The organism is Pseudomonas sp. Hz4 (genome assembly GCF_054898165.1).
This window is the reverse complement of record NZ_CM142719.1, coordinates 5,596,610-5,622,923: the sequence shown is the minus strand read 5'-3', so window position 1 is coordinate 5,622,923 and position 26,314 is coordinate 5,596,610. Positions and strand designations below refer to the sequence as shown.

Below are 26,314 nucleotides of genomic sequence, written 5' to 3'. Positions count from 1 at the left end.
GTTCTGATGATCGTTCCCACGCAGAGCGTGGGAACGATCTAATCCACAAACAAAAAAGCCCTGATCTCTCGATCAGGGCTTTTTTTGTCCGGTGTCGGCGCTCAGTTACAGGCCATTGGCAGCCTTGAACTCGCGACGACGACGGTGCAGGACCGGCTCGGTGTAGCCGTTCGGCTGCTTCGTGCCTTCGACCACCAGTTCGACCGCCGCCTGAAAGGCGATGTTGCTGTCGAAGTTCGGTGCCAGCGGACGATACAGCGGGTCATTGGCGTTCTGACGGTCAACCACTGGCGCCATGCGCTTGAGGCTTTCCATGACCTGATCTTCGGTGACGATGCCGTGACGCAGCCAGTTGGCGATGTGCTGGCTGGAAATCCGCAGCGTCGCACGGTCTTCCATCAGACCGATGTCATTGATGTCCGGCACTTTCGAGCAGCCGACACCCTGGTCGATCCAGCGCACCACGTAACCGAGAATGCCCTGGGCGTTGTTGTCCAGTTCGTTCTTGATCTGCTCTGCAGTCCAGTCTGGATTGACGGCCAACGGGATGGTCAGGATGTCATCCACCGAAGCGCGCGCACGTTTGGCCAGTTCGGCCTGACGGGCGAACACGTCGACCTTGTGGTAATGCAGCGCGTGCAGCGCAGCAGCGGTCGGCGATGGAACCCAAGCGGTGTTGGCGCCGGCCATCGGGTGAGCGATTTTCTGTTCCAGCATCGCTGCCATCAGGTCCGGCATGGCCCACATGCCTTTACCGATTTGGGCGCGACCTTGCAGGCCGGTACTCAAACCGATATCGACGTTCCAGTTCTCGTAGGCGCCGATCCACTTCTCAGCCTTCATGTCCGCCTTGCGCACCATCGGGCCGGCTTCCATGGAGGTGTGGATTTCATCGCCGGTACGGTCGAGGAAACCGGTGTTGATGAACACTACACGCTCGCTGGCGGCCTTGATGCAGGCCTTGAGGTTAACCGTGGTACGGCGCTCCTCGTCCATGATCCCGACTTTGAGGGTGTTGCGCGGCAGGTCGAGGACATCTTCGATGCGACCAAACAGCTCGTTGGTGAAGGCCGCTTCTTCCGGGCCGTGCATCTTTGGCTTCACGATATAGACCGAGCCAGTACGGCTGTTCTTGCGCGAGTTATTGCCGTTGAGGCTGTGGATCGCTGCCAGGCTGGTGACCAGGCCGTCGAGAATGCCTTCCGGCACTTCGTTACCCTCTTTGTCGAGGATCGCGTCGATGGTCATCAGGTGACCCACGTTACGCACGAACAACAGCGAACGACCGTGCAGGCTCAGTTCCTGGCCATCGACGCCGGTATAGGTGCGGTCGGTGTTCATGGTGCGGGTAAAGGTCTGACCGCCCTTGGAGACTTCTTCCGACAGATCGCCCTTCATCAGGCCGAGCCAGTTGCGGTAGATCACCACTTTGTCATCGGCATCGACGGCGGCGACGGAGTCTTCGCAGTCCATGATGGTGGTCAGCGCGGCTTCCATCAGGATGTCTTTGACACCGGCAGCGTCGGTCTGTCCGACCGGGGTGCTGGCGTCGAACTGGATTTCGAAGTGCAAGCCATTGTTCTTCAGCAGGATCGCGGTCGGTGCGGCTGCATCGCCGTGGAAACCGATCAGCTGCGCATCGTCGCGCAGGCCGGTGTTGCTGCCGCCTTTAAGGGCGACCACCAGTTTGCCGTCAACGATCTTGTAGCCGGTGGAATCGACGTGAGTGCCGGCAGCCAATGGCGCCGCTTCATCGAGAAAGGCGCGGGCGAAGGCGATGACCTTATCACCGCGAACCTTGTTGTAGCCTTTGCCTTTTTCCGCGCCGTCAGCCTCGCTGATGGCGTCGGTGCCGTAGAGCGCGTCATACAGCGAACCCCAGCGGGCGTTTGAGGCATTGAGCGCGAAGCGGGCGTTCATCACCGGAACCACGAGCTGTGGACCGGCCATGCGGGCGATTTCGTCATCGACGTTTTTCGTCGTTGCCTGGAAATCAGCCGCTTCTGGCAGCAGATAACCGATGTCTTGCAGGAAGGCTTTATAGGCCACGGCGTCGTGTGGCTGAGCTACCCCAAGAGCTTTGCGGGATTGGTGCCAGCCATCGATACGGGCCTGGATATCATCGCGTTTGGCGAGTAGGGCTTTGTTCTTCGGCGCCAGGTCATGAATGACCTTGTCGGCACCGGCCCAGAACTTATCGGCGGTGAGGCCGGTACCGGGAATGGCTTCGTTGTTCACGAAGTCGAACAGGACTTTGGCGACCTGCAGGCCCCCGACTTGAACGTGTTCAGTCATTGCTTGCCTCACTCTGCTCAGCTATTTCGCTTTTCAGCTCTTCAATTTTGACAATGAAGCCTCTGGCCATTTAAACCACAAACCCGTCTGCCAGTACATGCCCGTTCGGGCGGCTGGGTTCGGTCCAATCAACGGCTTGGAGGCCTTGCTGACGGGGCTTTCAGGGTTGCGACTGTGCCTGTGGCAGACATCGATCCAACGTTATGTAGTGCGCGCTGCGGCATACTACATGATGAATTGCGGTTGTGAAAATTAGACTAATTACGTCGTTCTGCGACCCCATGACGCATTGCAGTCATGTCGGGGATCGGGATGTTCTCAAAAAACTATTGGATTGTTCCAGTTAAATATAAAAACTTGTACACATAATCTTCGTTTCACTGCTATGGAGCTTTGGTTTTCCGAGGCCCTGAGCCGATTCCCGACCCTTGCCTATACTTGGTCTTCGATAACAAAAGTCATGACAAGAGGGCTGCGCCATGGACCACCTCGTACTCACTGTATTCGCTCCAGACAAGCCAGGGCAGGTCGAGCGCATCGCCCAGTGCATTGCCGAGCACGGCGGTAACTGGCTGGAAAGTCGCATGTCACGCATGGCCGGGCAGTTCGCCGGGATTCTTCGTGTGGGCGTGCCGGCCGAGGCCTACGATGAACTGGTGGATGCCCTACAGGCGTTGTCCGCTCATGGCATTCGCGTGCTGATTGCCGAAAGCGGCATCGAGCAATCGTGCACCTGGAAACCGATTGCCATGGAATTGGTGGGCAATGACCGCCCTGGGATCGTACGCGACATCACGCGTCTGCTGAGTGAGCAGGGGGTGAACCTGGAGCGTCTGGTGACCGAAGTACGTCCGGCGCCGATGAGCAGCGAGCCTTTGTTTCACGCTGAAGCCATTCTCGCCGTGCCGCTGACGCTGTCTCTGGACGTGCTGCAATCGCGACTGGAAACCCTGGCGGACGATTTGATGGTCGAATTGGTACTGCGCAGCGAACCCTGAAGAGGTTATCCAAGTTATACGTGCACCTGCCTGTGGATAACCTGTAGAGACAGCCCGCCAGGCCACGTCGGCCGGGGCTCTTTAGATTCTGATCAAAAAACCAGCAGTTTCAACAAGTTGCGCACAAACGCCGGGGATCAGGCTGTGGATAACCTTGGGAAGGATTGATGCAGGCCACATAGAACGTGGCCTGTGGGGATTTGTACGTTTTTTGATCAGCGGCGCCGACGCAAACTTATCACCGCATCGACGCTGTAAACCGCCAGGCCTGCCCAGATAAAGATGAACGCCACTAGGGTGCTGGATGACAAGTGTTCATCAAACAGCAGAACGGCTTGCAGCAATACCAGCGTCGGCGCCAAGTACTGGAGAAATCCCAGCGTCGTGTAAGGCAAATGCCGTGCAGCGGCGTTAAAACACACCAGCGGCACCAACGTCACCGGACCGGCGGCCACCAGCCACCAGGCTTCGGACGTGGTCCAGAATTCGGCTTGAGCGCTGCTGGCGGTGGGGTTGAACAGCAACCATGCGACGGCAATCGGCACCAGCATCCAGGTTTCCACCACCAGTCCAGGTAACGCTTTGACCGGTGCCTGCTTGCGGATCAGTCCGTAAAAACCGAAGGTCAGCGCCAACACCAAGGACACCCACGGCAGACTGCCGACTTGCCAGACCTGTTGCGCAACGCCAACCGCCGCGAGGCCAACCGCCAGCCATTGCATGCGCCGCAGCCGTTCGCCAAGGATCAGCATGCCCAACAGCACGTTCACCAGCGGGTTGATGTAGTAACCGAGGCTGGCCTCGAGCATGCGCCCGTTGTTCACCGACCAGACGTAGGTCAGCCAGTTGGCCGCGATCAGCGTGCCGCTCAGGGCCAGGATCGCCAGGCGTTTCGGGTTGTCACGCAACTCGCGCCACCAGCCCGGATGTTTCCACACCATCAGCAGCAAGGCGCCGAACAGCGCGGACCAGAGCACTCGGTGGATGATGATCTCCACGGCAGGCACGTTGGCGATGGCTTTGAAGTAGAGCGGGAAAAGTCCCCAGATGATGTAGGCACTCAGGCCCAGGATGTACCCGCGACGCGGGTTGGCGGCTTGCATGCAGAATCCTTGCTTAGGCAGCTAACAAAGAGGGGATTGTAAGGAGATTTGCCGCGATGTGCTGATCCCTTGTAGGAGATGCGGTTGTCAGAAAAGTTTTAATGGTTCTTCGTTGAGTGCAGCCAGTTGTTCGCGCAACGCCAACACCTGATCACCCCAATACCGTTCCGTACCGAACCACGGAAAACTGTGCGGGAACGCCGGGTCGTCCCAGCGGCGGGCGAGCCAGGCGCTGTAGTGCATCAGGCGCAAGGCGCGCAGCGGTTCGATCAACGCCAGTTCCCGCGGATCGAAGTCGTGGAACTCACTGTAGCCGTCCATCAATTCCGACAACTGACCGAGACATTCCTGACGATCACCGGCGAGCATCATCCAGATGTCCTGCACCGCCGGTCCCATGCGACAGTCATCCAGGTCGACGATATGGAACATCTCGTCGCGGCACATCATGTTGCCGGGGTGGCAGTCGCCGTGCATGCGGATGTTCTTGTGCGGCGTAACGTTGTAGACCTCTTCCACACGCTTGAGCAGGTCGCGGGCCACCGACTCGTAGGCTGGCAGCAAACTGCGCGGTATGAAATTGCCTTCGAGCAATGTCGTCAGCGAGTCATGGCCGAAGTTCTTCACGCCCAGCGCTTCGCGGTGTTCGAACGGCTTTGTAGCGCCGACGGCGTGCAGGCGACCGAGCAGTTGCCCCAGGCGATACAGCTGATCGAGATTGCCAGGCTCTGGCGCACGGCCACCACGGCGGGGGAACAGGGTGAATCGGAAACCGGCGTGTTCATGCAGGCTGACACCGTTGTGAATCATCGGCGCGACCACCGGCACGTCGCACTCGGCGAGTTCGAAGGTGAATTGGTGCTCTTCGAGAATCGCTTCGTTGGTCCAGCGCTGCGGACGGTAGAACTTGGCGATCAGCGGCTCGGAGTCTTCGATGCCGACCTGATAGACACGGTTCTCATAGCTGTTGAGCGCCAGAATGCGCGCGTCGCTGAGAAAGCCGATGCTTTCGACGGCATCGAGCACGAGGTCGGGGGTGAGGGTTGCAAACGGGTGGGCCATGCTGACTCCTGCGCGCAGCAGGCTGCCGCGTCCGGCCAAGCATGGTAGCGCAGACGGGCTGTCTTTAGGGGATCGTTCCCTACGCGGACGCGGAGTGTCCGGTGAGGCATTCCTTTGCGGCGCGTGGGAACGATCATTAGGGGAACGCTGATCAGGCGCCGACGATCCCGCCATCTTCCCGGGAAATCGCCATCACCGAAGACCGCGGCTTGCCATTCGGCAGATGCTCAGGGAACGTCGACCCACCGTTCTCCCCCGGATGCTGAATCCCGACAAACAAGGTCTTCTGGTCCGGCGAGAAGCTGATCCCCGTCACCTCACAGCCCACCGGCCCGACCATGAAGCGCCGAATCTCCCCGGTTACTGGGTCAGCGCAGAGCATCTGATTGTTGCCCATGCCCGCGAAATCACCGGCATTGCTCGAGTCGCCATCGGTTTGAATCCACAACCGTCCGGCATCATCGAAAGCCAACCCATCCGGGCTGTTAAACATGTTCTGTGGCGTGATGTTCGACGAACCGCCCTTTGGCGTGCCGGCGTGGACGCCCGGGTTGCCGGCGACCACAAACAGGTCCCAGGAAAAGCTTTTGGCGCCGTGATCGTCACGGTCGGTGCGCCAGCGCAGAATCTGCCCATAGACGTTTTTCTCGCGCGGGTTGGGTCCGCCCACCGGCTGGCCATCCTCGCCACGCTTGGCGTTGTTGGTCAGCGTGCAATAGACCTGGCCATCCTTGGGGCTGACGACGATCCACTCCGGACGATCCATGCGCGTGGCTTTCACCACCGTGGCCGCGAGGCGCGCGTGAATCAGCACTTCGGCCTGATCGGCAAAGCCGCTGCTGGCGTCGATTCCGTTTTTGCCGTGGGTCAGTTCGATCCATTCACCCTGGCCTTTTGGGTGATCGGCATTACCGTCGCCCGCGTCGAAGCGCGCCACGTACAAGGTGCCGTGGTCCAGCAGGTCGCGGTTGGCCTTGGGGTTTTTGTGGTTGATTTTGTCGCGGCTGACGAATTTGTAGATGAATTCGCCGCGTTCATCGTCGCCCATGTACACCACGGCGTGACCGTCATTGGTTTGGGCAAGGGCGGCGTTTTCATGTTTGAAACGACCCAGCGCGGTGCGTTTAACTGGCGTCGATTGCGGGTCGAACGGGTCGATTTCCACCACCCAGCCGTGACGGTTGAGTTCGTTGGGGTTTTTCGCCAGATCGAAGCGCTCGTCGTGCGGGTGCCAGTTGATCTCTTTGCTGGCCGCCACCGCGCCGTAGCGTTTCTGCGCGGCGTCGAACTTTTGCTCGGCATTGCTGCTGCCAAAGCAGTCGGTGAAGTTTTCTTCGCAGGTCAGATACGTGCCCCACGGCGTCTTGCCGTTGGCGCAGTTCTGGAAGGTGCCAAGGACGTTCTTGCCATGTGGGTCGGCACTGGTTTTCAGCAGCTCGTGGCCGGCGGCCGGGCCGCTCAGACTGATCGGCGCGTTGCCGTGAATGCGCCGGTTGTAACGCGAGTCCTCGACGAAATGCCACTGGCCGTTCTTGCGCTGCACTTCGATCACTGACACGCCTTCACAGGCCAACGCCTTGCGCACGTCTGCAGCCGACTGCGGCATGCCGCCGTGGGCGTAGAGGTAGCGATAGTTGGTGTATTCGTTGTTGATCGCCATCAGCGCCCGGTTGTTGTCACCGGGGAATTCGAACAGGCTCATGCCGTCGTTGTTGTCGCCGAACTGGATTTCCTGATGCTCGGCCGTGCCGTTGCCACTTGGGTCGAACGCCGCGCCGTTCTTCTGCAGGGGCTGCCCCCAGCTGATCAACACCGAGGATTTGTAGCCTGGCGGCAGACTGATGGCGTCGCTGGTGGCGGCGGGAATACTGTCAAAACCCAACAGTTTGCTGGAGCCGGCGCTGACGCTGGCGGCCAGCACGCTGCGGCTCAGCAGGTTGCCACCCAGGAACATCGCTGCACCACAAAGGGCGCCGGCGCTGATGAAGCCTCGACGGCTGAGGCCGACCATTTTCTCGAGGTCGGTGGATTGGTTGTCTTCTAATAGGCTCACATCAAGCTCCCTGCGGGTTTTTGCAGTCACCTTAATGAGCGTTAATGACGCTTGTGTTTCAAAGCGGTGTACCGAGCAAGATGTTGGACGGCGCAAATTGCACCCGCACCGGTTTATCGGCGGCGAGGCCGAGGGTTTTCAAGTGCTGTGGTTCAGCCAGTGCGCACAGCGTCTGGCCATTGGGCAGGCCGATTCGAACTTCACTGGGGCCGTCCTCGGCGTCGAGAATTTCTTCGATGATCCCCGTCAGGCAATTGTGTCCCGGCGTTGCGTCGTCCTCGATACCCAGCAAGTCGAGCCAACCCGCCTTGATCAGGGCGACCACTTCGGTGCCGGTTTCCAGTTCCAGCCGCAGAGTGCTGTCGTGGGTGATCTGCGCATTGATGGTCAAGCCTTCAGCCAGTTCAAGTCGAATGCAGTCGTTGCGTCCCTGGGCTTCGATCGCCACAACCTTGCCATGCAATTGGTTGCGCGCGCTGGTTCTGAGCATCAGCCGACCGAGCAGGTCCAGGTCGCTGGCATCTTCTGCAACTTCCAGCACCTGGGCCTGCAAGACTTGGAGCTTTTGATACAGGCGCAATACGCGCTCGCCTTCGCTGGAGAGTTTGGCGCCACCGCCGCCCTTGCCGCCGACACTGCGCTCCACCAACGGCTTTTGCGCGAGGTTGTTCAACTCATCGATGGCGTCCCAGGCCGCTTTGTAGCTCAGGCCCGCGCTTTTGGCGGCGCGGGTGATCGAGCCCTGTTCGGCGATGTGCTGCAGTAACGCGATGCGCTGCGGACGACGGACGATGTGCTGGGACAACAACGTAGGCAAGGACATGGCAAGACGCTTTGGGCTGTGGCGATGGGAAGGACGTTGGCGGCTTGGGGCTTGGGAGTCAAGTCAGGGCGCATCGCCGGGTTTGTGTGTGCGGGCCAGGCAATAGACGTCCACCCGCGCAGCGCCGGCGTCCATCAACAGCCGAGCGAGGGCCTGGGCTGTGGCGCCGGTGGTGAGCACGTCGTCGACCACTGCCAGATGTCGACCCTTGATGGCCGCATCGGGCGCCAAAGTGAAAGCATTGTGCAGGTTTTTTTTGCGTGCGTCGGCATTCAGCTCCTGTTGCGCGCGGGTGTCCTGAATCCTCAACAGCAGCGTTTCATCACAAGGAATGTCGAGGCTGGCGCTAAGCCAGCGGGCCAGCATCGCGGCCTGATTGAAACCCCGTTGGCGCAGGCGCCTGGCGGCCAGCGGCACCGGGACCAGAGCGTCGGGCCGTTCTAGATCCTCATCGAAGCGATTTTGCAGGAATTGCGCGAGAAGTTCGGCGAGCAGGCGGCCAAACGGCCACTTCGCAGAATGTTTGAAGCGAGTGATCAACGTGTCCACCGGAAAGCTGTACGTCCATGGCGCGGCAACTCGCTCGAAGGTGGGCGGTTGTTTCAGACATTGGCCGCAGGTCAGGCCAGCGGCGGGCAACGGCAGTGCGCAGGTTTGACAATGATCGCCAAGCCAGGGCAGGTCGGTTTCGCACGCCATGCAGATGGGCGTGGGTCCTTCGGTTGTTTCACTGCAGAGTAGACAGTGTTGGTCATTGTTTAACCAGATGTAGACCGGTCCTACGTATCGTGGTTGACAGCGCATCGCTCTTCCTTAAATATGCCGAACATCCGTGTCGCGTCTGTGGGTATTCCATTCCCCAGCCGCAAGCCATGCATAAAACAAGGAAACGCCCATGAGCGCCAGCACCGCTGCAACCCTGCGTCATGACTGGTCTTTGGCCGAAGTCAAAGCACTCTTCGTTCAGCCATTCAACGACCTGTTGTTCCAGGCGCAGACGGTGCACCGCGCACATTTCGACGCGAACCGGGTCCAGGTGTCGACGCTGCTGTCGATCAAAACCGGCGCCTGCCCGGAAGATTGCAAATATTGTCCGCAGTCCGGTCACTACAACACCGGCCTGGAAAAAGAAAAACTGATGGAAGTGCAGAAGGTCCTCGAAGAGGCCGCTCGCGCCAAGGCCATCGGTTCGACCCGTTTCTGCATGGGCGCGGCGTGGAAACATCCGTCGGCCAAAGACATGCCGTACGTGCTGGAAATGGTCAAAGGCGTGAAAGCCATGGGCCTGGAAACCTGCATGACCCTCGGTCGCCTGGATCAGGATCAGACCGAGGCGTTGGCCAACGCCGGCCTCGACTACTACAACCACAACCTCGATACCTCGCCTGAGTTCTACGGCAGCATCATCACCACCCGCACTTACAGCGAGCGCCTGCAAACCCTGGCCTATGTGCGTGATTCGGGAATGAAGATCTGCTCCGGCGGCATTCTCGGCATGGGCGAGTCGCTTGATGACCGCGCCAATCTGCTGATCCAGCTGGCCAACCTGCCAGAGCATCCTGAGTCGGTGCCAATCAACATGCTGGTGAAAGTCGCCGGTACGCCGCTGGAAAACGCCGACGATATCGACCCGTTCGACTTCATCCGCATGCTTGCTGTCGCCCGCATCCTGATGCCGCAATCCCACGTGCGCCTGTCCGCCGGCCGCGAAGCGATGAACGAGCAGATGCAGGCCCTGGCGTTCTTCGCCGGTGCCAACTCGATTTTCTACGGCGATAAATTGCTGACCACCGCCAACCCGCAGGCCGACAAGGACATGCAACTGTTTTCGCGTCTGGGGATTCTGCCGGAAGCGCGCGAAGAGCACGCCGACGAAGTGCATCAGGCCGCGATCGAACAAGCGCTGGTTGAGCAGAAGAGCAGCGAGCAGTTCTACAACGCGGCTATCTGACCCGACACAAATCGAGTGTGGGAGCGAGCAAGCCCGCTCCCACATTGGGGTTGGGTAACGCCCACATTCTGTGATCTGACCCACGAGGCCTGCATGTCTTTCGATCTCAGCGCGCGCCTGGCGGCCCGTCGTGCCGAAAATCTTTATCGCCAACGCCCATTGCTCGAAAGCCCTCAAGGCCCGGAAGTGGTGGTTGATGGCCAGCCGTTGCTGGCGTTCTGTAACAACGACTACCTGGGCTTGGCCAATCACCCGCAAGTGATCGAAGCCTGGCGCGCCGGGGCAACACGTTGGGGCGTCGGCGGCGGGGCATCGCACTTGGTCATCGGCCACAGCAGCCCGCATCACGCGCTGGAAGAAGCCTTGGCCGATTTCACCGGTCGCCCGCGCGCGCTGTTGTTCACCACCGGTTACATGGCCAACCTTGGTGCGGTCACCGCGCTGGTCGGGCAGGGCGATACAGTGCTGGAAGACCGGCTCAATCACGCGTCCTTGCTGGATGCAGGGCTGTTGTCCGGTGCGCGCTTCAATCGCTACCTGCACAACGACGCGGCGAGTCTGGCCAAGCGTCTCGAGAAGGCAACCGGCAACACCCTGGTCGTCACCGACGGCGTATTCAGCATGGACGGCGACATCGCCGACCTGCCGACGCTGGCTCGGGAGGCAAAAGCCAAAGGTGCATGGTTGATGGTTGATGACGCTCACGGGTTTGGTCCGCTGGGTGCCCATGGCGGCGGGATCGTCGAGCATTTTGGCCTGAGTCAGGAAGACGTGCCGGTATTGGTTGGCACCCTCGGCAAGGCGTTCGGTACGGCCGGGGCGTTTGTGGCGGGCAGCGAGGAACTGATCGAGAGCCTGATCCAGTTCGCCCGTCCTTACATTTACACCACCAGTCAGCCGCCGGCGCTGGCCTGCGCGACGCTGAAAAGCCTTGAGCTGCTGCGTAGCGAACACTGGCGACGTGGGCATCTGAAAACGCTGATCCGCCAATTCCGCCACGGTGCCGAGCAGATCGGCCTGGAGTTGATGGACAGTTTCACGCCGATCCAGCCGATCATGATCGGCGATGCCGGGCGTGCGGTTCGACTGTCGCAGATGTTGCGCGAACGCGGTCTGATGGTGACGGCGATCCGTCCACCGACCGTGCCTGCCGGCAGCGCCCGACTGCGTGTGACCCTGACCGCCGCGCACAGCGAGGCGCAGGTGCAGCTATTGTTAAATGGACTGGCCGATTGTTTTCAACAACTAGGACCGGAGCCAAGCCATGCGTAATCGTTTGATTCTGCTGCCCGGCTGGGGCCTTGGTATTTCGCCGCTGGAACCTTTGGCCGCCGCGTTACAGGGGCTGGATGAACACCTGCAGGTCGAGATCGAACCATTGCCGGAACTGGAATCAAGCGATCTTGAGGAGTGGCTCGATGAGTTGGATTCGACGGTGCCTCAGGATGTCTGGCTCGGCGGCTGGTCGCTCGGCGGCATGCTCGCTTCCGAGTTAGCGGCCCGGCGCGGCGATCGTTGCTGCGGCTTGCTGACCCTGGCGAGCAATCCTTCATTTGTCGCCCATGAGCAATGGCCGAGCGCGATGCCCGGTGAGACCTTCGATGCGTTTCTGGCGGGTTGTCACACCGATCCGCGCATGACGTTGAAACGCTTTTCGCTGCTCTGTGCCCAGGGCGCTGAAGATCCACGCGGGTTGTCGCGGCTGTTGCTCGGTGGCGCGCCACACACGTCGCCTGATGTGCTGATGAGCGGCCTGGAGTTGCTCGCACAATTGGATACCCGCGAGGCATTGCAAGCATTCCGCGGTCCGCAATTGCACTTGTTCGCCGGCCTCGACGGACTGGTTCCGGCCGAAGCGGCAGGGGACCTGCTGGCGTTGCTGCCGGATGTCGAAATCGGTCTGATTGAGCAGGCCAGTCACGCGTTTCTTCTGGAAGACCCTCACGGTGTGGCGGGGGCGATCCAAGCCTTTTTGCATGAGTTCGGTGATGACTGATTTATCCCTTCCCGACCTGCCCGGCGGCTTGCCCGACAAACGCCAGGTGGCGGCATCCTTTTCCCGCGCGGCGGCGAGCTATGACAGCGTGGCCGAATTGCAGCGTGATGTTGGCAGCCAATTGTTGAGCCGGTTGCCGGAGGGTTTTTCCCCGGCTCGCTGGTTGGATCTGGGCTGTGGCACCGGACATTTCAGCCGAGCAATGGCACAGAAATTCCCTTCGGGAAACGGGGTCGCGCTCGACATCGCCGAGGGTATGCTCAATCACGCCCGGCCTTTGGGTGGTGCGACGCATTTCATCGCAGGCGATGCCGAGCGGTTGCCGTTGCAGGATGCGACCTGCGATTTGATCTTCTCCAGCCTGGCGGTGCAGTGGTGTGCAGACTTCGCCTCGGTGCTCAGTGAGGCAGATCGGGTGCTAAAACCGCGCGGAATTTTCGCGTTTGCTAGTCTGTGCGTGGGCACGTTGTTTGAGCTGCGTGACAGCTGGCGTCAGGTGGACGGCATGGTGCACGTCAACCGCTTCCGCGAGTTCGGGGTTTATCAACAGCTGTGCGCGGCCAGCGGTTTGAGCGTCGCGAGCCTGGAAACCCGGCCGCACGTGTTGCATTACCCGGATGTGCGCAGCCTGACCCATGAACTCAAGGCACTGGGCGCGCACAACCTGAACCCCGGTCGGCCGGGTGGTTTGACCGGCAGGGCGCGGATCCTCGGCTTGGTCGAGGCTTATGAGCAATTTCGTCAGGCCGAAGGTCTGCCGGCGACTTATCAAGTGGTGTACGCCGTTTTGGAGAAACCCTAATGAGCGCAGCGTATTTCATCACCGGCACGGACACTGATGTCGGCAAGACCACCATTGCCGCAGGCTTGCTGCATGCCGCGCGGTCGGCGGGGTTGAGTACGGCGGCGGGCAAGCCGGTCGCCTCCGGCTGCGATGTGACGCCCAAGGGCTTGCGCAACGCCGATGCATTGGCGTTGCTGGCGGAGTGCTCGGTGCCTTTGACTTATGCACAGGTCAACCCTGTGGCGTTCGAACCCGCCATCGCTCCGCATCTGGCGGCACGGGAGGCCGGTGTGGCATTGACGGTGCAATCGTTGTTGGTGCCGATGCGGGAGATCCTCGATATGCAGGCCGATTTCACCCTGATCGAAGGCGCTGGAGGCTGGCGGGTGCCTTTGGCAGATCAGGACAATCTGTCGGACCTGGCGATGGCGCTGGATCTGCCGGTGATCCTGGTGGTGGGTGTACGTCTGGGTTGCATCAACCATGCGCTGCTGACGGCCGAGGCAATTGCTCAGGACGGTTTGCAGTTGGCGGGGTGGGTGGCCAATATCATTGATGCGAAGACTGCGCGTCTGGAGGAAAACCTTGCGACACTCGCTGAGCGGATCCCGGCACCGTGCCTGGGTCGGGTGCCGAAACTCAAGTGGGTGACCGCCGAAGCGGTGGCCGAGCACCTTCAACTGGATTTGTTGGACTAGATTTTCACTATGACAAGGCACTGTGCCATTAGTGTTTTTGTCGGGCCTTTTGCCGGTGGGTCTGGTTCAATGGCCGCTGTTGATCCTTTGCAAGGACGAGTTCTCCCATGGAAATCTCAGGAAACACCGCTTTTTATGCCGGTCTGAGCACTATTCAGACAGGGCAGAACCGTGTCGATCAAGCCTCCGGCCAGATCGCCAACACTACGATCGAGCGCTCGGTGACCAGCCAGTCTTCCGAAGCTCAGGCTGATCGTCTGCGTTCAGTCGATCGCAGTCAGCAGTCGGACCTGACCAGTAACATGGTCGAAATGTCCCAAGGCAAATTTCAGGTTGAGCTGGGTGCCAAAGTCGCCAAGGCATCCGACGAAGTGCTCGGTACGTTGATTGATACGTTCGCTTGATCCCTCGCTGAATCCGCTTCTTCGACGCCGCGACTTTTCGCGGCGTTTTTCTGCGTAAGTCTTTCTCGCTCAACTAATATTTCCTGCACAGCGTGTTGCTCAGTCAACGGTGTTGCCCTGCGCTGTGCCCGGTATTCCCATGACGTGATGACGAATGGCAAAAGATCGGCGCTTGACAAGCTTTAGGCGCAAACGTATGTTTCAAACAACTGTTTGACCGTCACAACAAATCAACACGGTCGTTCATTCCCGGTTACATCAGCAGAGGTTTATCGCTATGCCTGACTACAAGGCCCCCTTGCGTGATATTCGCTTCGTTCGTGACGAGCTGCTCGGCTACGAAGCGCATTATCAAAGCCTTCCGGCTTGCCAGGACGCAACTCCAGACATGGTTGACGCCATTCTCGAAGAAGGCGCCAAGTTTTGTGAGCAGGTGCTGGCACCGCTGAACCGCGTGGGTGACACCGAAGGTTGCACCTGGAGCGAGTCCGGCGTTAAAACCCCGACGGGCTTCAAAGAAGCCTACAAACAATTCGTCGAAGGCGGCTGGCCAAGCCTGGCCCACGCCGTAGAGCACGGCGGCCAGGGCTTGCCGGAGTCTCTGGGTCTGGCCGTCAGCGAAATGGTTGGCGAAGCCAACTGGTCGTGGGGCATGTACCCAGGCCTGTCCCATGGCGCGATGAACACCATTTCCGAGCACGGCACGCCTGAGCAGCAAGAGGCTTACCTGACTAAACTGGTTTCCGGCGAGTGGACCGGCACCATGTGCCTGACCGAACCGCACTGCGGCACCGACCTGGGCATGCTGCGCTCCAAGGCCGAACCTCAGGCCGACGGTTCCTACAAAGTATCCGGCACCAAGATCTTCATCTCGGCCGGCGAACACGACATGGCCGACAACATCGTCCACATCGTGCTGGCACGCCTGCCGGATGCACCGGCAGGCACCAAAGGCATTTCGCTGTTCATCGTTCCCAAGTTCATGCCGAACGAAGACGGTTCGATCGGCGCTCGCAACGCCGTGACCTGCGGGTCCCTGGAACACAAAATGGGTATCCACGGTAACGCCACGTGCGTGATGAACTTCGACGCGGCCACCGGTTTCCTGATCGGCGCGGCGAACAAAGGCCTGAACTGCATGTTCACTTTCATGAACACCGCACGTCTGGGTACTGCGCTGCAAGGTCTGGCTCACGCCGAGATCGGTTTCCAGGGCGGCCTGAAATACGCTCGCGATCGTCTGCAAATGCGCTCGCTGACCGGCCCGAAAGCACCAGAAAAAGCTGCTGACCCGATCATCGTTCACCCTGATGTACGTCGCATGCTGTTGACCATGAAAGCCTTCGCCGAAGGCAACCGTGCGATGGTTTACTTCACCGCCAAGCAAGTCGACATCGTCAAATACGGCGTGGACGAAGAAGAGAAGAAGAAAGCCGACGCATTGCTGGCGTTCATGACGCCAATCGCCAAAGCCTTCATGACTGAAGTCGGCTTCGAGTCCGCCAACCACGGCGTACAAATCTATGGCGGCCACGGCTTCATCGCCGAGTGGGGCATGGAGCAGAACGTTCGCGACAGCCGCATTTCGATGCTGTACGAAGGCACCACCGGTATCCAGGCACTCGACCTGCTGGGCCGTAAAGTGCTGATGACTCAAGGCGAGGCTCTGAAAGGCTTCACCAAGATCGTCCACAAGTTCTGCCAGACCAACGAAGGCAACGAAGCGGTCAAAGAGTTCGTCGAGCCATTGGCTGCGCTGAACAAAGAGTGGGGCGAGCTGACCATGAAGGTCGGGATGGCGGCCATGAAAGACCGCGAAGAAGTCGGCGCGGCATCGGTGGACTACCTGATGTACTCCGGTTACGCCTGCCTGGCTTATTTCTGGGCCGACATGGCGCGTCTGGCTGCCGAGAAACTGGCTGCCGGTACCACCGAAGAGGCGTTCTACACCGCCAAGCTGCAGACTGCGCGCTTCTACTTCCAGCGCATCCTGCCGCGTACTCGCACTCATGTTGTCACCATGCTGTCGGGCGCCAACAACCTGATGGACATGAAAGAAGAAGACTTCGCACTGGGTTACTAAGTCCCACGCTGTCGCTTCATAAAGCCGCTGCTTCCTCGGGAGCAGCGGCTTTTTTGTGCGCGATATCAACGTGTAAATATTCCTGACTAAAACGCTAAGAAGAACGCCTTTGCTGCCGTTAAAGAGGGTGGCGATGTGACATGCTGCTCAAGGGGCAGGCACAGTGCCATCTTTGTTAGCCGGGTCGGAGCTTTACCCTTGCCGCGTTCTTCCGCTGTGCGTTACAGCCATTTCCTGCCGTCATTAGTGCTTTTGCTTGCGGGGCTTGCGGCTGCGTACGTGAAAGATCTGAACGTCTTTTTCACCTCGCTGTTCAACGTACTGCCAACGCTCGTGTTGTTGCTCGGCGGTGCTTACTGCGCGGTTTACCGACGTCAGCGTGAGCTGTTTCTGATGGTCACGGTGTACATCGCCTACTTCCTGCTCGACACCCAGACTGATTACTACCGCGACAATGGCAAAGTCCGTGAAGACGCCGCGGTGGTCTTTCATCTGTGCTGCCTGTTGCTGCCGCTGCTCTTTGGCGTGTTCGCCGCCTGGCAGGAGCGCACCCACCTGTTCCAGGACATGGTGGCGCGCTTTGCGGTATTGATCGCCTTCGGTAGCGTAGCGTTGGGGCTGGAACAAAGTTACCCACAAGCGCTGTTGATGTGGCTGTCGCAGATCCGTTGGCCAGCCTTGCATGGCGCCTGGATGAGCTTGATCCAGTTGTCTTATCCAGTGTTCATCGCCTCGTTTGCGTTACTGGCCTGGCAATACTGGCGCAACCCGAGACCCTTGCATGCTGCCCAATTGGTGGGCTTGCTCGGGTTGTTCTGGATGTTGCCGAAAACGTTCATCCTGCCGTTCACCCTGAACATCATGTGCAGTCAGGTGATGTTGATGATTGCCGCAGCGGTCGCCCATGAGGCCTATCAAATGGCCTTCCGTGACGAGCTCACCGGTCTGCCGGGCCGCCGCGCCTTGAACGAGCGGATGCAGCGGTTGGGGCGCAATTACGTGCTGGCAATGAGTGACGTCGACCACTTCAAGAAATTCAACGACACCCACGGCCACGATGTCGGCGACCAGGTGCTGCGACTTGTCGCCAGCAAACTGTCGAAAATCGGCGGAGGCGGTAAGGCATATCGCTACGGCGGTGAGGAATTCGCCCTGGTGTTCGCGGGCAAGACCCTAGAAGAGTGCATGCCGCACCTGGAAGTCATCCGCGAGTCCATCGCCACCTACAACATTCAGCTGCGCAATCAGGACAGCCGCCCCCAGGACGACCAGCAAGGTCGCCAACGCCGGGCGGGTTCGGGCGCCTCAAGTGTGTCGGTCACCGTCAGTATTGGTGTCGCCGAACGACTGGAGCAGCGTACCCCCGAAAAAGTGCTCAAGTCCGCTGACGAGGCGCTCTACAGCGCCAAGGGTGCAGGGCGAAACTGCGTGGTGGCGTTCGGTCAGAACCGCCGTGGCGCGGTGCGCATGGACGCCGCTAATGATTGAGTGATGATGACGCATTCAGCGTCTGGACTGTGATTGTGAGGGCGGGTGCGCGGCAGTAGGTTTGGGGAATCTGCTGCCGGAGAAATGACCATGCCTGAGTACAAAGCTCCCCTGCGCGACATGCGCTTTTTGATCGACCACGTCTTCGATTTTCACAGCAACTACGCCGCGCTGGGCGCCACCGATGCCAGCCCGGACATGGTCAATGCGATCCTCGAAGAAGGTGCCAAATTCTGTGAGAACGTTCTCGCACCGCTGAACCGCAGCGGCGACGAAGAAGGCTGCCATTTCGACAATGGTGTGGTCACGACGCCTACAGGCTTCAAGCGGGCATTCGCACAATACGTTGAAGGCGGCTGGCATGGCCTGGCGGCTGATCCGGTTTACGGTGGCCAGGGTTTGCCGAGTTCACTGGGGCTGGTTATCAGCGAAATGGTCGGCTCCAGCAATACCTCCTGGGGCATGTACCCCGGCCTGACCCACGGCGCGATGTCGGCAATCCACGCCCATGGCACTGAAGAACAAAAACAGACGTATCTGAGCAAACTCACCGCCGGCCAATGGACCGGCACCATGTGCCTGACCGAAGCCCATTGCGGCACCGACCTGGGCATCATCAAAACCCGCGCGGTGCCTGCGGCCGATGGCAGTTACGCGATCTCCGGCAGCAAGATTTTCATCTCCGCCGGCGAGCACGATTTGAGCGACAACATTATTCACCTGGTGCTGGCGAAACTGCCGGATGCTCCGGCCGGCACCAAGGGCATTTCGCTGTTTATCGTTCCTAAATTCCTACCCAATGACGAGGGTGATGCTGGCGAGCGCAACGGCGTTTCCTGCGGCTCGATCGAACACAAAATGGGCATCAAGGCCTCGGCCACCTGCGTACTGAACTTCGACGACGCCAAGGGCTTCTTGATCGGTGAGCCGAACAAGGGCCTGAACTGCATGTTCACCATGATGAACCATGCACGGCTGGGCACCGGCATGCAGGGTTTGTGTCTGGGGGAGGCGAGCTTCCAGGGTGCGATCAAGTACGCCAACGACCGCCTGCAGATGCGCTCGCTGACCGGCCCGAAAGCGCCGGAAAAAGCCGCCGATCCAATCATTGTTCATCCTGACGTGCGCAGGATGTTGCTGACCATGAAGGCCTTCAACGAAGGCAACCGGGCGCTGACTTATTTCACCGCACAGTTGCTGGACGTAGCGCATCTGGGCCCGGATGAAACGGCGCGTCAGGAAGCCGAAGACCTGCTGGCGTTTCTCACGCCGATCTGCAAAGCCTTCATGACCGATACCGGGCTGGAAGTGACCAACCACGGCATGCAGGTGTTTGGTGGTCACGGATTCATCCGCGAGTGGGGCATGGAGCAGCTGGTTCGTGACTGCCGGATCGCACCGATCTACGAAGGCACCAACGGTATTCAGGCGCTGGACTTACTGGGAAGAAAAGTCCTCGGCAGCCAAGGGAAATTGCTGCGCGGGTTCACCAGAATCGTCCACAAGTTCTGTGCGGAAAACGCCGAGCATCTGCAACTCGCCAGCTATGTGGCGCAGCTCAACGACCTGAATCGGCAGTGGGGAGAGGTGACCACCAAGGTCGGCATGGCCGCGATGAAAAATCCGGATGAAGTCGGCGCGGCTTCGGTGGACTACCTGATGTACAGCGGTTACATCATCCTAGGCTATCTGTGGTTACGCATGGCGCTGGTCGCTCAGGCACAGCTCGATTCGGGCAGTGGCGATGCCGATTACTGCCAGGCAAAACTGGCGACCAGCGAGTTTTACTTCAAACGTTTGCTGCCACGCACGGCTGCTCATCGAGCGGCCATTGAGGCAGGCAGCGATTGCCTGATGAAGTTGCCTGCGGAGTTGTTCGCGCTCTAGTTGTTCAAGCCGACGTAAAAGAGCCTGCCTAGCTGCGGGCTTCTTTAATGCTCGGCTTTTCAGTGACCAAAAATAACAAAACAGTCATGAGCTGACCCTATGTGTCGTAAAAGTTGTTGGGTTACACTCGAACTCAACGAAAACACAACTCCTACGAATCACCTGTTTAGATCCTGCGAGGTTTGCCATGGCTGACTACAAAGCGCCCCTGCGCGATATGCGCTTCGTCCTCAATGAAGTGTTCGAGGTCGCCAAACTCTGGGCCGAACTGCCTGTGCTGGCCGAGACTGTCGATGCAGAAACCGTTGAAGCCATTCTTGAAGAAGCCGGCAAGGTCACCAGCAAAAGCATCGCGCCCCTGAGCCGTGCGGCTGACGAAGAAGGTTGCCATTGGGCGGACGGTGCCGTCACCACGCCGGCCGGTTTCCCACAGGCTTATCAGACCTACGCTGAAGGCGGTTGGGTCGGTGTCGGTGGCGATCCGACCTACGGCGGCATGGGCATGCCCAAGGCTGTTTCGGCTCAGGTCGAAGAAATGGTCAACTCCGCCAGTCTGTCATTTGGTCTGTATCCGATGCTGACCGCGGGTGCCTGCCTGTCGATCAATGCCCACGCCAGCGAAGCGCTGAAAGCCGCGTACCTGCCGAACATGTACGCCGGTGTCTGGGCCGGTTCGATGTGCCTGACCGAGTCGCACGCCGGTACTGATCTGGGCATCATCCGCACCAAGGCCGAACCTCAGGCCGACGGTTCCTACAAAGTCAGTGGCACCAAGATCTTCATCACCGGTGGTGAGCACGATCTGACCGAAAACATCATCCATTTGGTGCTGGCCAAACTGCCGGATGCACCCGCAGGCCCGAAAGGCATCTCGTTGTTCCTGGTGCCGAAGTTCATGGTCAACGCCGATGGCACTCTCGGTGCGCGTAACCCGGCCAATTGCGGTTCGATCGAACACAAGATGGGCATTCAGGCGTCAGCGACTTGCGTGATGAACTTCGACGAAGCCGTGGGTTACCTGGTCGGCGAGCCGAACAAAGGCCTGGCGGCAATGTTCACCATGATGAACTACGAACGTCTGGGCGTTGGTATCCAGGGCCTGGCCTGCGGCGAGCGCTCCTACCAGAACGCCGTCGAGTACGCCCGCGACCGTCTGCAAAGCCGTTCGCCGACCGGTGCGCAGAACAAGGACAAAGTGGCCGACCCGATCATCGTCCACCCGGACGTGCGTCGCATGCTGCTGACCATGAAAGCGTCGAACGAAGGCGGTCGTGCCTTCTCGACTTACGTGGCCATGCAACTGGACACCGCCAAATTCAGTGAAGACGCCACGACCCGCAAACGCGCGGAAGATTTGGTGGCCTTGCTGACCCCGGTGGCCAAGGCATTCCTGACCGACCTCGGTCTGGAAGTCACGATTCATGGACAGCAGATTTTCGGCGGTCACGGTTACATCCGTGAGTGGGGTCAGGAGCAACTGGTGCGCGACGTGCGCATCACCCAGATCTACGAAGGCACCAACGGCATTCAGGCGCTGGACCTGGTAGGACGCAAGATCGTCGGCACCGGCGGGGCGTTCTACAACCTGTTCGCTGACGAGATCCGTCATTTCACCGCGACCGCCAGTGCTGACTTGGTGGAGTTCACCAAACCGCTGAACGATGCGGTGACCACCCTCGACGAACTGACCGCCTGGTTACTCGACCGGGCGAAAAACAACCCGAACGAAATCGGCGCGGCCTCGGTCGAGTACCTGCAAGCCTTCGGTTATGTGGCCTACGCCTACATGTGGGCACTGATGGCCAAGGCTGCCTTTGGCAAAGAAGCGCAGGACGATTTCTACGCGAGCAAGCTGGGCACGGCGCGGTTCTATTTCGCACGCCTGCTGCCGCGTATTCACTCATTGAGCGCGTCGGTGAAGGCCGGCAGCGAGTCGTTGTTCCTGCTGGACGCAGGACAGTTCTGACAATGTAACGTCGTGTAAGCATTTTCTTACATGACGTGCTGCTCTTCTCCCATAGATGCAAATTGGATCCACAGCTAATCTACTTCACATGGACGTCGCGCAGGAAGCGCAAAGCAACAACACGGACACGTAGGATTCTGCCAGGACGGTGGAGTGAAATGGATGTCAGGGAAACAGTCTGCAAAGCCCCGCTTCGGCGGGGTTTTCTTTTACCTGCAGAAAAGTGCTCAGTTCATATCATCCAGTGTTGCCGGACTGCTCAAACGCCCCTCCGAGCCATTCATCACTTCTTCCAGCAGCGTACGCCATAAGGCCAGCGAGGCTTGTTGTCACTGCACATCCCGACACACCAACCGACTTTCAATTCGAGCATGGCGCTGAAGTTGCTGAGCATCGTTCAGAAACACGGTCTTGAGATACTGGCCTGAAGCATCGCACTGAACCCTGACGAACGGTACAGGTCGATTAGCTGTAGGCTCACATGAGCCAACTTTAAATCAGGAGCTACCCATGGACATTATTCGCATCATCATCGCCATTCTATTGCCGCCACTGGGTGTGTTTCTGCAGGTCGGTTTCGCCGGCGCGTTCTGGCTGAATATTCTGCTGACGTTGTGCGGTTACATCCCTGGGATCGTGCATGCGGTGTACATCATCGCCAAGCGCTGAGTTTCGCAGCGTCAGTTAAATTCCATTCGCGGGCAAGGCTTGCCCTCGAATGGAACGCTGCGATCTCAGTCCACCAGCGCCATCACCCTTCGATAAAACAACCACTCCTGCTCCAGCGCATGGGCCTGATTGCCGGCCTTGCGAAAGCCATGGCGTTCGTCAGCGTAATAATGCGCTTCAACCAGAATGCCGTTGTCCTGCAACGCCGTGACCATGTTGCGGGTCTGTTGAGGAACCACCACGGCGTCCAGCTCACCCTGAAAGAAAATCACCGGCACACTGATATTGTCCGCATGCAATAGCGGTGTTCGTGCAGCGTAGCGTTCGGCATCCTGCACCGGGTCGCCGATCAGCCAATCCAGATAATCGCCTTCGAACTTGTGGGTCGTCCGGCCCAGTGCCACCGGATCACTAACGCCATACAGGCTGGCGCCGGCGCGGAAGACTGTGTGAAAGGCCAGCGCGCACAGTGTGGTGTAGCCGCCGGCACTGCCACCGCGAATAAACGCCTTGTTGCCGTCGATCAGTCCGCGTTCGGCAAGATGAGCAACGACTGCGCAGGCATCCTCCACATCCACTTCGCCCCAGCTCAAGTGCAGCGCTTGTCGATAAGCCCGGCCATAGCCACTGCTGCCGCGGTAGTTGAGGTCGGCCACAGCGAAGCCGCGTTGCGCCCAATACTGGATGCGCGGATCGAGCATGGGGTAGCAGGCCGAAGTTGGGCCACCGTGGATAAACACCACCAGAGGCGGTTTTTCCTCACGGGTCATCGCTGGATAGAAAAAACCGTGTGCCTCGCCCGAACCGCTCGGGTAGCGCAGGGTTTGCGGGACGCTGATCTGTTCAGCGGGCAACGGTGCAATACCGCCAGCCAATGTTTTGACCTGCCGGGTTTGGCGGTCGAAGGCAATGACTGCCGACGAATTGACTGGCGAGGCGGCGATGCAGTAAATGAACCGCTCATCCAGCGCGAGATGGCGGAACCGGCTGTAATCGCCAGTGAAGTCTTCACGGCAGTTACCACAAAGACCCAGTCTGCCAAACCCTTCTTCGGTCCAGGTTGCCAGATAGCTGCCTTCGCTCAGCGGCAACCAGGTGCTGCCACCCAGCTGCCATGGCGCTGGCCCATGATCGGCAGCGGCACTCGGCAGCGGGCGAAGGCCATCTGCCGATTCCACCCAGGGCTGCCAGTAACCGCCGCGATCAGTCAGGCAAAACAGGCGGCTACTTGCATCGAACCTCGGTTGTTGCAGCGATTCCTCAGCGTCTTCGCCAGCCACGCAACGCGGCGGAGCAAAGCTGCCATCGTTCTGGCGTTCGGCAACCATCAGGCGAGTCGCGGTCCATGGTTGATCCGGACGACTCCACTCGATCCACGCCAGTCGTAGCGCGTCGGGACTCAATGTCGGCGCGGCATAGAAGTCGGCGCCTTCGGCCAGCAGATGACGTACACCGTCAGCCACATCAATAGCCACCAGACGATGCCGATCGCGGTTTTCTTCAACCGCCAATACCTGCCCATTGGCGAACTGCAGATCGCCGTATCGACATTCGCTTAAGCTCAGCAACTCAGGTGTTTCGCCTGCCAGCGACTGCCGATACAGCTGTTGGTCGGCCTCGTTGACGAACACTATCCCGTCATCGGTCAGACAGAACGCGCCGCCGCCATATTCGTACACCCGACTGCGCACACTGAAGCCCGCAGGCGTCAGGCAATGCGCCTGGCCGTCACGCCAATGCCAGATCCGGCAGGCGGCGTCCTCGGGGCGGTACTCGTTCCAGAACAAGCCATGTGGGCCGACCTGCAATTCGGCGAAGTCGATGCCGGCCGCAACAGCCTTGGCAGCGCTGAAGGGTTCAGCTTTTAGCGATGAGTCGTGAATTTCGTTCATTGCGAAACGCCAGTTGTTCGATGGTCTGGGTCGCGTGCTCGGCTTCTTCGCGGGCCTTGAGGATCACGCCGTGATGTTCCGACTTGCTGCACACCGGGTCGGCATTGCTTGCGTCCCCTGTGAGCATGAATGCCTGGCAGCGACAGCCGCCGAAGTCTTTTTCTTTCTCGTCGCAGGAACGGCACGGCTCGGGCATCCAGTCGTAACCGCGGAAGCGGTTGAAGCCGAACGAGTCGTACCAGATGTGCTGCATGCTGTGGTCGCGCACGTTGGGAAACTGCACCGGCATCTGTCGGGCGCCGTGACAAGGTAGGGCAGTTCCGTCCGGCGTGACCGTCAGAAAGATACTGCCCCAGCCGTTCATACAGGCTTTCGGGCGCTCTTCGTAATAGTCCGGGGTGACGAAAATCAGCTTGCACGGATGCCCTTCGGCTTCGAGTTTGGCGCGGTATTCGTTGGTGATGCGTTCGGCGCGGACCAGTTGTTCCTTGGTCGGCAACAGACCGACCCGATTGAGCTGCGCCCAACCGTAAAACTGGCAAGTGGCGAGTTCCACAAAGTCCGCCTCAAGCTCAATGCAAAGCTCGATGATCCGGTCGATCTTGTCGATGTTGTGCCGATGGGTCACGAAGTTCAGCACCATTGGATAGCCGTGGGCTTTCACTGCGCGAGCCATTTCCAGCTTCTGGGCGAAGGCCTTTTTCGAGCCGGCCAGCAAGTTGTTCACTTGCTCGTCGCTGGCCTGAAAGCTGATCTGAATGTGGTCCAGGCCGGCCTTCTTGAAGTCGCTGATTTTCTGCTCGGTCAGGCCGATGCCCGAGGTGATCAGGTTGGTGTAGAAGCCCAGCTTGCGCGCCTCGGCAATCAGCTCGGCGAGGTCCTGGCGCACCAGCGGTTCACCACCGGAAAAGCCCAACTGGGCTGCGCCCATCTCCCGTGCTTCGCGGAACACCTTGATCCACTGTTCGGTGCTCAGTTCTTTACCTTGCTCGGCGAAGTCCAGCGGATTGGAACAGTACGGGCATTGCAACGGGCAGCGATACGTCAGCTCGGCGAGCAGCCACAAGGGCAGACCGATTTCGGGCTTGGGCGGTAACTTGTCTGACGCGGAATCAGGCAAGTTCGATCCAGTGCTGAGCACGGGCGACCTCCATGAATTGCTCGATGTCATCACAGAGCTCCGGTACGCCGGGGAATTTCGCCTCCAGTTCGGCGACGATCGCCGCAACATCACGCTGGCCGTCGATCAAGCCGCTGATCATTGCGGCGCTTTCGTTGAGTTTGATCATGCCTTCCGGGTAGAGCAGCACATGGCCTTTCTGCGCCGGTTCGTACTGGAAGCGGTAGCCCTGACGCCAGGTTGGGGTCTTGCTGCGATCGAAACTCATCAGGTGATTCCTTTGTGCCAAACCCGTTGCTCGGTCACGCTGTGGTACGGCGGGCGATTCAATTCGTAGGCCATGCTCATGGCATCGAGCATGCTCCAAAGAATGTCCAGTTTGAACTGGAGAATTTCCAGCATGCGCTCTTGGCCGACCCGCGTCGTGTAGTGCTGCAAAGTGATCGCCAAACCGTGTTCCACGTCGCGGCGCGCCTGACCCAGGCGGGTGCGGAAATACTCGTAACCGGCCGGATCGATCCACGGGTAATGCTGCGGCCAGCTGTCCAGGCGCGACTGGTGGATCTGCGGCGCGAACAGTTCGGTCAGCGAGCTGCTGGCGGCTTCCTGCCAACTGGCCCGGCGGGCGAAGTTGACGTAGGCGTCGACGGCAAAACGCACGCCGGGCAGTACCAATTCCTGAGAGCGCAGCTGATCCGGGTCGAGGCCGACGGCCTGACCCAGACGCAGCCAGGCTTCGATGCCGCCGTCTTCGCCAGGCGCTCCGTCATGGTCGAGCAAGCGCTGAATCCACTCACGACGAATCTCGCGGTCCGGGCAGTTGGCGAGGATCGCTGCGTCTTTCAGGGGAATGTTCACCTGATAATAGAAACGGTTGGCGACCCAGCCCTGGATCTGTTCGCGCGTCGCCCGGCCTTCATACATCGCCACGTGATACGGGTGATGGATATGGTAGTAGGCGCCCTTGGCGCGCAGGGCGGCTTCGAATTCGTCGGGGGACATTGCTGTGTCAGTCATATCGGTCTCCTGGAACTGTGGGAAC

At 59.6% G+C, this 26,314-nt stretch carries 22 protein-coding genes and 1 pseudogene; 12 read left to right on the top strand and 11 right to left on the bottom strand.

Annotation, left to right across the window (positions count from 1 at the left end):
- Window positions 1-105: 105 nt before the first annotated feature.
- Complete coding sequence (locus ACYZTR_RS25975; protein WP_461974933.1) at window positions 106-2,295, bottom strand: malate synthase G; 2,190 nt, start codon at window positions 2,293-2,295, stop codon at window positions 106-108.
- Window positions 2,296-2,774: 479 nt separating this feature from the next.
- Between ACYZTR_RS25975 and ACYZTR_RS25970 the strand changes: the two genes are divergently transcribed.
- Window positions 2,775-3,293: a glycine cleavage system transcriptional repressor gene (locus tag ACYZTR_RS25970; RefSeq protein WP_007947710.1), complete on the top strand. Its 519-nt coding sequence runs from the start codon at window positions 2,775-2,777 to the stop codon at window positions 3,291-3,293.
- Between the two features lie 215 nt (window positions 3,294-3,508).
- On the opposite strand, the gene rarD is transcribed toward ACYZTR_RS25970, so the two are convergent.
- The 5 genes from rarD to ACYZTR_RS25945 all read right to left on the bottom strand — a co-directional run bounded on the left by rarD (window position 3,509) and on the right by ACYZTR_RS25945 (window position 9,138).
- Window positions 3,509-4,396, bottom strand: a complete 888-nt coding sequence (gene rarD, locus ACYZTR_RS25965; protein ID WP_283189275.1) for an EamA family transporter RarD — start codon at window positions 4,394-4,396, stop codon at window positions 3,509-3,511.
- Between the two features lie 87 nt (window positions 4,397-4,483).
- On the bottom strand, window positions 4,484-5,458 hold the full coding sequence (locus ACYZTR_RS25960) for a serine/threonine protein kinase (protein ID WP_461974931.1): 975 nt from the start codon (window positions 5,456-5,458) through the stop codon (window positions 4,484-4,486).
- A 151-nt stretch (window positions 5,459-5,609) separates the two neighbouring features.
- On the bottom strand, window positions 5,610-7,511 hold the full coding sequence (locus ACYZTR_RS25955; RefSeq protein WP_461974929.1) for a PhoX family protein: 1,902 nt from the start codon (window positions 7,509-7,511) through the stop codon (window positions 5,610-5,612).
- Between the two features lie 58 nt (window positions 7,512-7,569).
- Entirely contained in the window at window positions 7,570-8,334 is a 765-nt protein-coding gene (locus tag ACYZTR_RS25950; protein ID WP_461974927.1) for a TOBE domain-containing protein, read from the bottom strand.
- A 63-nt stretch (window positions 8,335-8,397) separates the two neighbouring features.
- Window positions 8,398-9,138 carry a ComF family protein gene (locus ACYZTR_RS25945; RefSeq protein WP_461974925.1) on the bottom strand — a complete coding sequence of 247 codons (741 nt, stop codon included), beginning with the start codon at window positions 9,136-9,138 and terminating at the stop codon, window positions 8,398-8,400.
- 91 nt (window positions 9,139-9,229) lie between these two features.
- Between ACYZTR_RS25945 and bioB the strand changes: the two genes are divergently transcribed.
- The 10 genes from bioB to ACYZTR_RS25895 all read left to right on the top strand — a co-directional run bounded on the left by bioB (window position 9,230) and on the right by ACYZTR_RS25895 (window position 21,591).
- Window positions 9,230-10,285 carry a biotin synthase BioB gene (gene bioB, locus ACYZTR_RS25940; RefSeq protein WP_461974923.1) on the top strand — a complete coding sequence of 352 codons (1,056 nt, stop codon included), beginning with the start codon at window positions 9,230-9,232 and terminating at the stop codon, window positions 10,283-10,285.
- 93 nt (window positions 10,286-10,378) lie between these two features.
- The gene (gene bioF, locus ACYZTR_RS25935; RefSeq protein WP_461974921.1) at window positions 10,379-11,557 is read left to right on the top strand and encodes an 8-amino-7-oxononanoate synthase; all 1,179 of its coding nucleotides are present in this window, start codon (window positions 10,379-10,381) and stop codon (window positions 11,555-11,557) included.
- Window positions 11,550-12,281, top strand: coding sequence for an alpha/beta fold hydrolase (locus ACYZTR_RS25930; protein WP_461974919.1), 732 nt, complete (start codon window positions 11,550-11,552; stop codon window positions 12,279-12,281). Before bioF ends, ACYZTR_RS25930 begins: the two co-directional genes overlap by 8 nt.
- Complete coding sequence (gene bioC, locus ACYZTR_RS25925; RefSeq protein WP_461974917.1) at window positions 12,274-13,083, top strand: malonyl-ACP O-methyltransferase BioC; 810 nt, start codon at window positions 12,274-12,276, stop codon at window positions 13,081-13,083. The genes ACYZTR_RS25930 and bioC overlap by 8 nt, the downstream gene beginning before the upstream one ends.
- Window positions 13,083-13,763, top strand: coding sequence for a dethiobiotin synthase (bioD, locus tag ACYZTR_RS25920; RefSeq protein ID WP_461974915.1), 681 nt, complete (start codon window positions 13,083-13,085; stop codon window positions 13,761-13,763). Before bioC ends, bioD begins: the two co-directional genes overlap by 1 nt.
- A gap of 107 nt (window positions 13,764-13,870) precedes the next feature.
- Window positions 13,871-14,167, top strand: a complete 297-nt coding sequence (locus ACYZTR_RS25915) for a pyrroloquinoline quinone biosynthesis protein PqqE (RefSeq protein ID WP_461974913.1) — start codon at window positions 13,871-13,873, stop codon at window positions 14,165-14,167.
- A 277-nt stretch (window positions 14,168-14,444) separates the two neighbouring features.
- Complete coding sequence (locus ACYZTR_RS25910) at window positions 14,445-16,250, top strand: phenylacyl-CoA dehydrogenase (RefSeq protein ID WP_461974911.1); 1,806 nt, start codon at window positions 14,445-14,447, stop codon at window positions 16,248-16,250.
- 198 nt (window positions 16,251-16,448) lie between these two features.
- Complete coding sequence (locus tag ACYZTR_RS25905; RefSeq protein WP_461974909.1) at window positions 16,449-17,738, top strand: GGDEF domain-containing protein; 1,290 nt, start codon at window positions 16,449-16,451, stop codon at window positions 17,736-17,738.
- A gap of 90 nt (window positions 17,739-17,828) precedes the next feature.
- Window positions 17,829-19,625, top strand: a complete 1,797-nt coding sequence (locus ACYZTR_RS25900) for an acyl-CoA dehydrogenase C-terminal domain-containing protein (protein WP_461974907.1) — start codon at window positions 17,829-17,831, stop codon at window positions 19,623-19,625.
- A 187-nt stretch (window positions 19,626-19,812) separates the two neighbouring features.
- Window positions 19,813-21,591, top strand: a complete 1,779-nt coding sequence (locus ACYZTR_RS25895; RefSeq protein ID WP_461974905.1) for an acyl-CoA dehydrogenase C-terminal domain-containing protein — start codon at window positions 19,813-19,815, stop codon at window positions 21,589-21,591.
- Between the two features lie 227 nt (window positions 21,592-21,818).
- Here the strand turns inward: ACYZTR_RS25895 and ACYZTR_RS25890 are convergent.
- Window positions 21,819-21,944: pseudogene (locus tag ACYZTR_RS25890) on the bottom strand (LysR family transcriptional regulator); the annotation flags it as partial.
- A gap of 157 nt (window positions 21,945-22,101) precedes the next feature.
- Here ACYZTR_RS25890 and ACYZTR_RS25885 point away from each other — a divergent pair.
- Entirely contained in the window at window positions 22,102-22,260 is a 159-nt protein-coding gene (locus ACYZTR_RS25885) for a YqaE/Pmp3 family membrane protein (RefSeq protein ID WP_003211049.1), read from the top strand.
- A gap of 65 nt (window positions 22,261-22,325) precedes the next feature.
- Here ACYZTR_RS25885 and ACYZTR_RS25880 read toward each other — a convergent pair whose 3' ends face one another.
- The 4 genes from ACYZTR_RS25880 to pqqC are packed head-to-tail and all read right to left on the bottom strand — an operon-like array spanning window position 22,326 to window position 26,289.
- Window positions 22,326-24,152 (bottom strand): S9 family peptidase, encoded by a 1,827-nt coding sequence (locus ACYZTR_RS25880; protein ID WP_461974903.1) that lies wholly within the window; start codon window positions 24,150-24,152, stop codon window positions 22,326-22,328.
- Complete coding sequence (gene pqqE, locus ACYZTR_RS25875; protein ID WP_461974901.1) at window positions 24,118-25,293, bottom strand: pyrroloquinoline quinone biosynthesis protein PqqE; 1,176 nt, start codon at window positions 25,291-25,293, stop codon at window positions 24,118-24,120. The genes ACYZTR_RS25880 and pqqE overlap by 35 nt, the downstream gene beginning before the upstream one ends.
- Entirely contained in the window at window positions 25,265-25,540 is a 276-nt protein-coding gene (gene pqqD / locus ACYZTR_RS25870) for a pyrroloquinoline quinone biosynthesis peptide chaperone PqqD (RefSeq protein WP_461974900.1), read from the bottom strand. Before pqqD ends, pqqE begins: the two co-directional genes overlap by 29 nt.
- Window positions 25,540-26,289, bottom strand: coding sequence for a pyrroloquinoline-quinone synthase PqqC (pqqC, locus tag ACYZTR_RS25865; protein WP_461974898.1), 750 nt, complete (start codon window positions 26,287-26,289; stop codon window positions 25,540-25,542). Before pqqC ends, pqqD begins: the two co-directional genes overlap by 1 nt.
- Window positions 26,290-26,314 lie beyond the last annotated feature (25 nt).

What these genes read in the sequence shown, in the direction of transcription:
- ACYZTR_RS25895 (WP_461974905.1), top strand. Translation starts at nt 19,813, where the DNA reads ATGGCTGACTACAAAGCGCCCCTGCGCGATATGCGCTTCGTCCTCAAT.
- ACYZTR_RS25930 (WP_461974919.1), top strand. Translation starts at nt 11,550, where the DNA reads ATGCGTAATCGTTTGATTCTGCTGCCCGGCTGGGGCCTTGGTATTTCG.
- ACYZTR_RS25880 (WP_461974903.1), bottom strand. Translation starts at nt 24,152, where the DNA reads ATGAACGAAATTCACGACTCATCGCTAAAAGCTGAACCCTTCAGCGCT.
- bioB (WP_461974923.1), top strand. Translation starts at nt 9,230, where the DNA reads ATGAGCGCCAGCACCGCTGCAACCCTGCGTCATGACTGGTCTTTGGCC.
- ACYZTR_RS25945 (WP_461974925.1), bottom strand. Translation starts at nt 9,138, where the DNA reads ATGCGCTGTCAACCACGATACGTAGGACCGGTCTACATCTGGTTAAAC.
- ACYZTR_RS25970 (WP_007947710.1), top strand. Translation starts at nt 2,775, where the DNA reads ATGGACCACCTCGTACTCACTGTATTCGCTCCAGACAAGCCAGGGCAG.
- ACYZTR_RS25950 (WP_461974927.1), bottom strand. Translation starts at nt 8,334, where the DNA reads ATGTCCTTGCCTACGTTGTTGTCCCAGCACATCGTCCGTCGTCCGCAG.
- ACYZTR_RS25900 (WP_461974907.1), top strand. Translation starts at nt 17,829, where the DNA reads ATGCCTGAGTACAAAGCTCCCCTGCGCGACATGCGCTTTTTGATCGAC.
- ACYZTR_RS25915 (WP_461974913.1), top strand. Translation starts at nt 13,871, where the DNA reads ATGGAAATCTCAGGAAACACCGCTTTTTATGCCGGTCTGAGCACTATT.
- ACYZTR_RS25910 (WP_461974911.1), top strand. Translation starts at nt 14,445, where the DNA reads ATGCCTGACTACAAGGCCCCCTTGCGTGATATTCGCTTCGTTCGTGAC.
- ACYZTR_RS25885 (WP_003211049.1), top strand. Translation starts at nt 22,102, where the DNA reads ATGGACATTATTCGCATCATCATCGCCATTCTATTGCCGCCACTGGGT.
- pqqC (WP_461974898.1), bottom strand. Translation starts at nt 26,289, where the DNA reads ATGACTGACACAGCAATGTCCCCCGACGAATTCGAAGCCGCCCTGCGC.
- ACYZTR_RS25960 (WP_461974931.1), bottom strand. Translation starts at nt 5,458, where the DNA reads ATGGCCCACCCGTTTGCAACCCTCACCCCCGACCTCGTGCTCGATGCC.
- bioF (WP_461974921.1), top strand. Translation starts at nt 10,379, where the DNA reads ATGTCTTTCGATCTCAGCGCGCGCCTGGCGGCCCGTCGTGCCGAAAAT.
- bioC (WP_461974917.1), top strand. Translation starts at nt 12,274, where the DNA reads ATGACTGATTTATCCCTTCCCGACCTGCCCGGCGGCTTGCCCGACAAA.
- ACYZTR_RS25975 (WP_461974933.1), bottom strand. Translation starts at nt 2,295, where the DNA reads ATGACTGAACACGTTCAAGTCGGGGGCCTGCAGGTCGCCAAAGTCCTG.
- rarD (WP_283189275.1), bottom strand. Translation starts at nt 4,396, where the DNA reads ATGCAAGCCGCCAACCCGCGTCGCGGGTACATCCTGGGCCTGAGTGCC.
- pqqD (WP_461974900.1), bottom strand. Translation starts at nt 25,540, where the DNA reads ATGAGTTTCGATCGCAGCAAGACCCCAACCTGGCGTCAGGGCTACCGC.
- bioD (WP_461974915.1), top strand. Translation starts at nt 13,083, where the DNA reads ATGAGCGCAGCGTATTTCATCACCGGCACGGACACTGATGTCGGCAAG.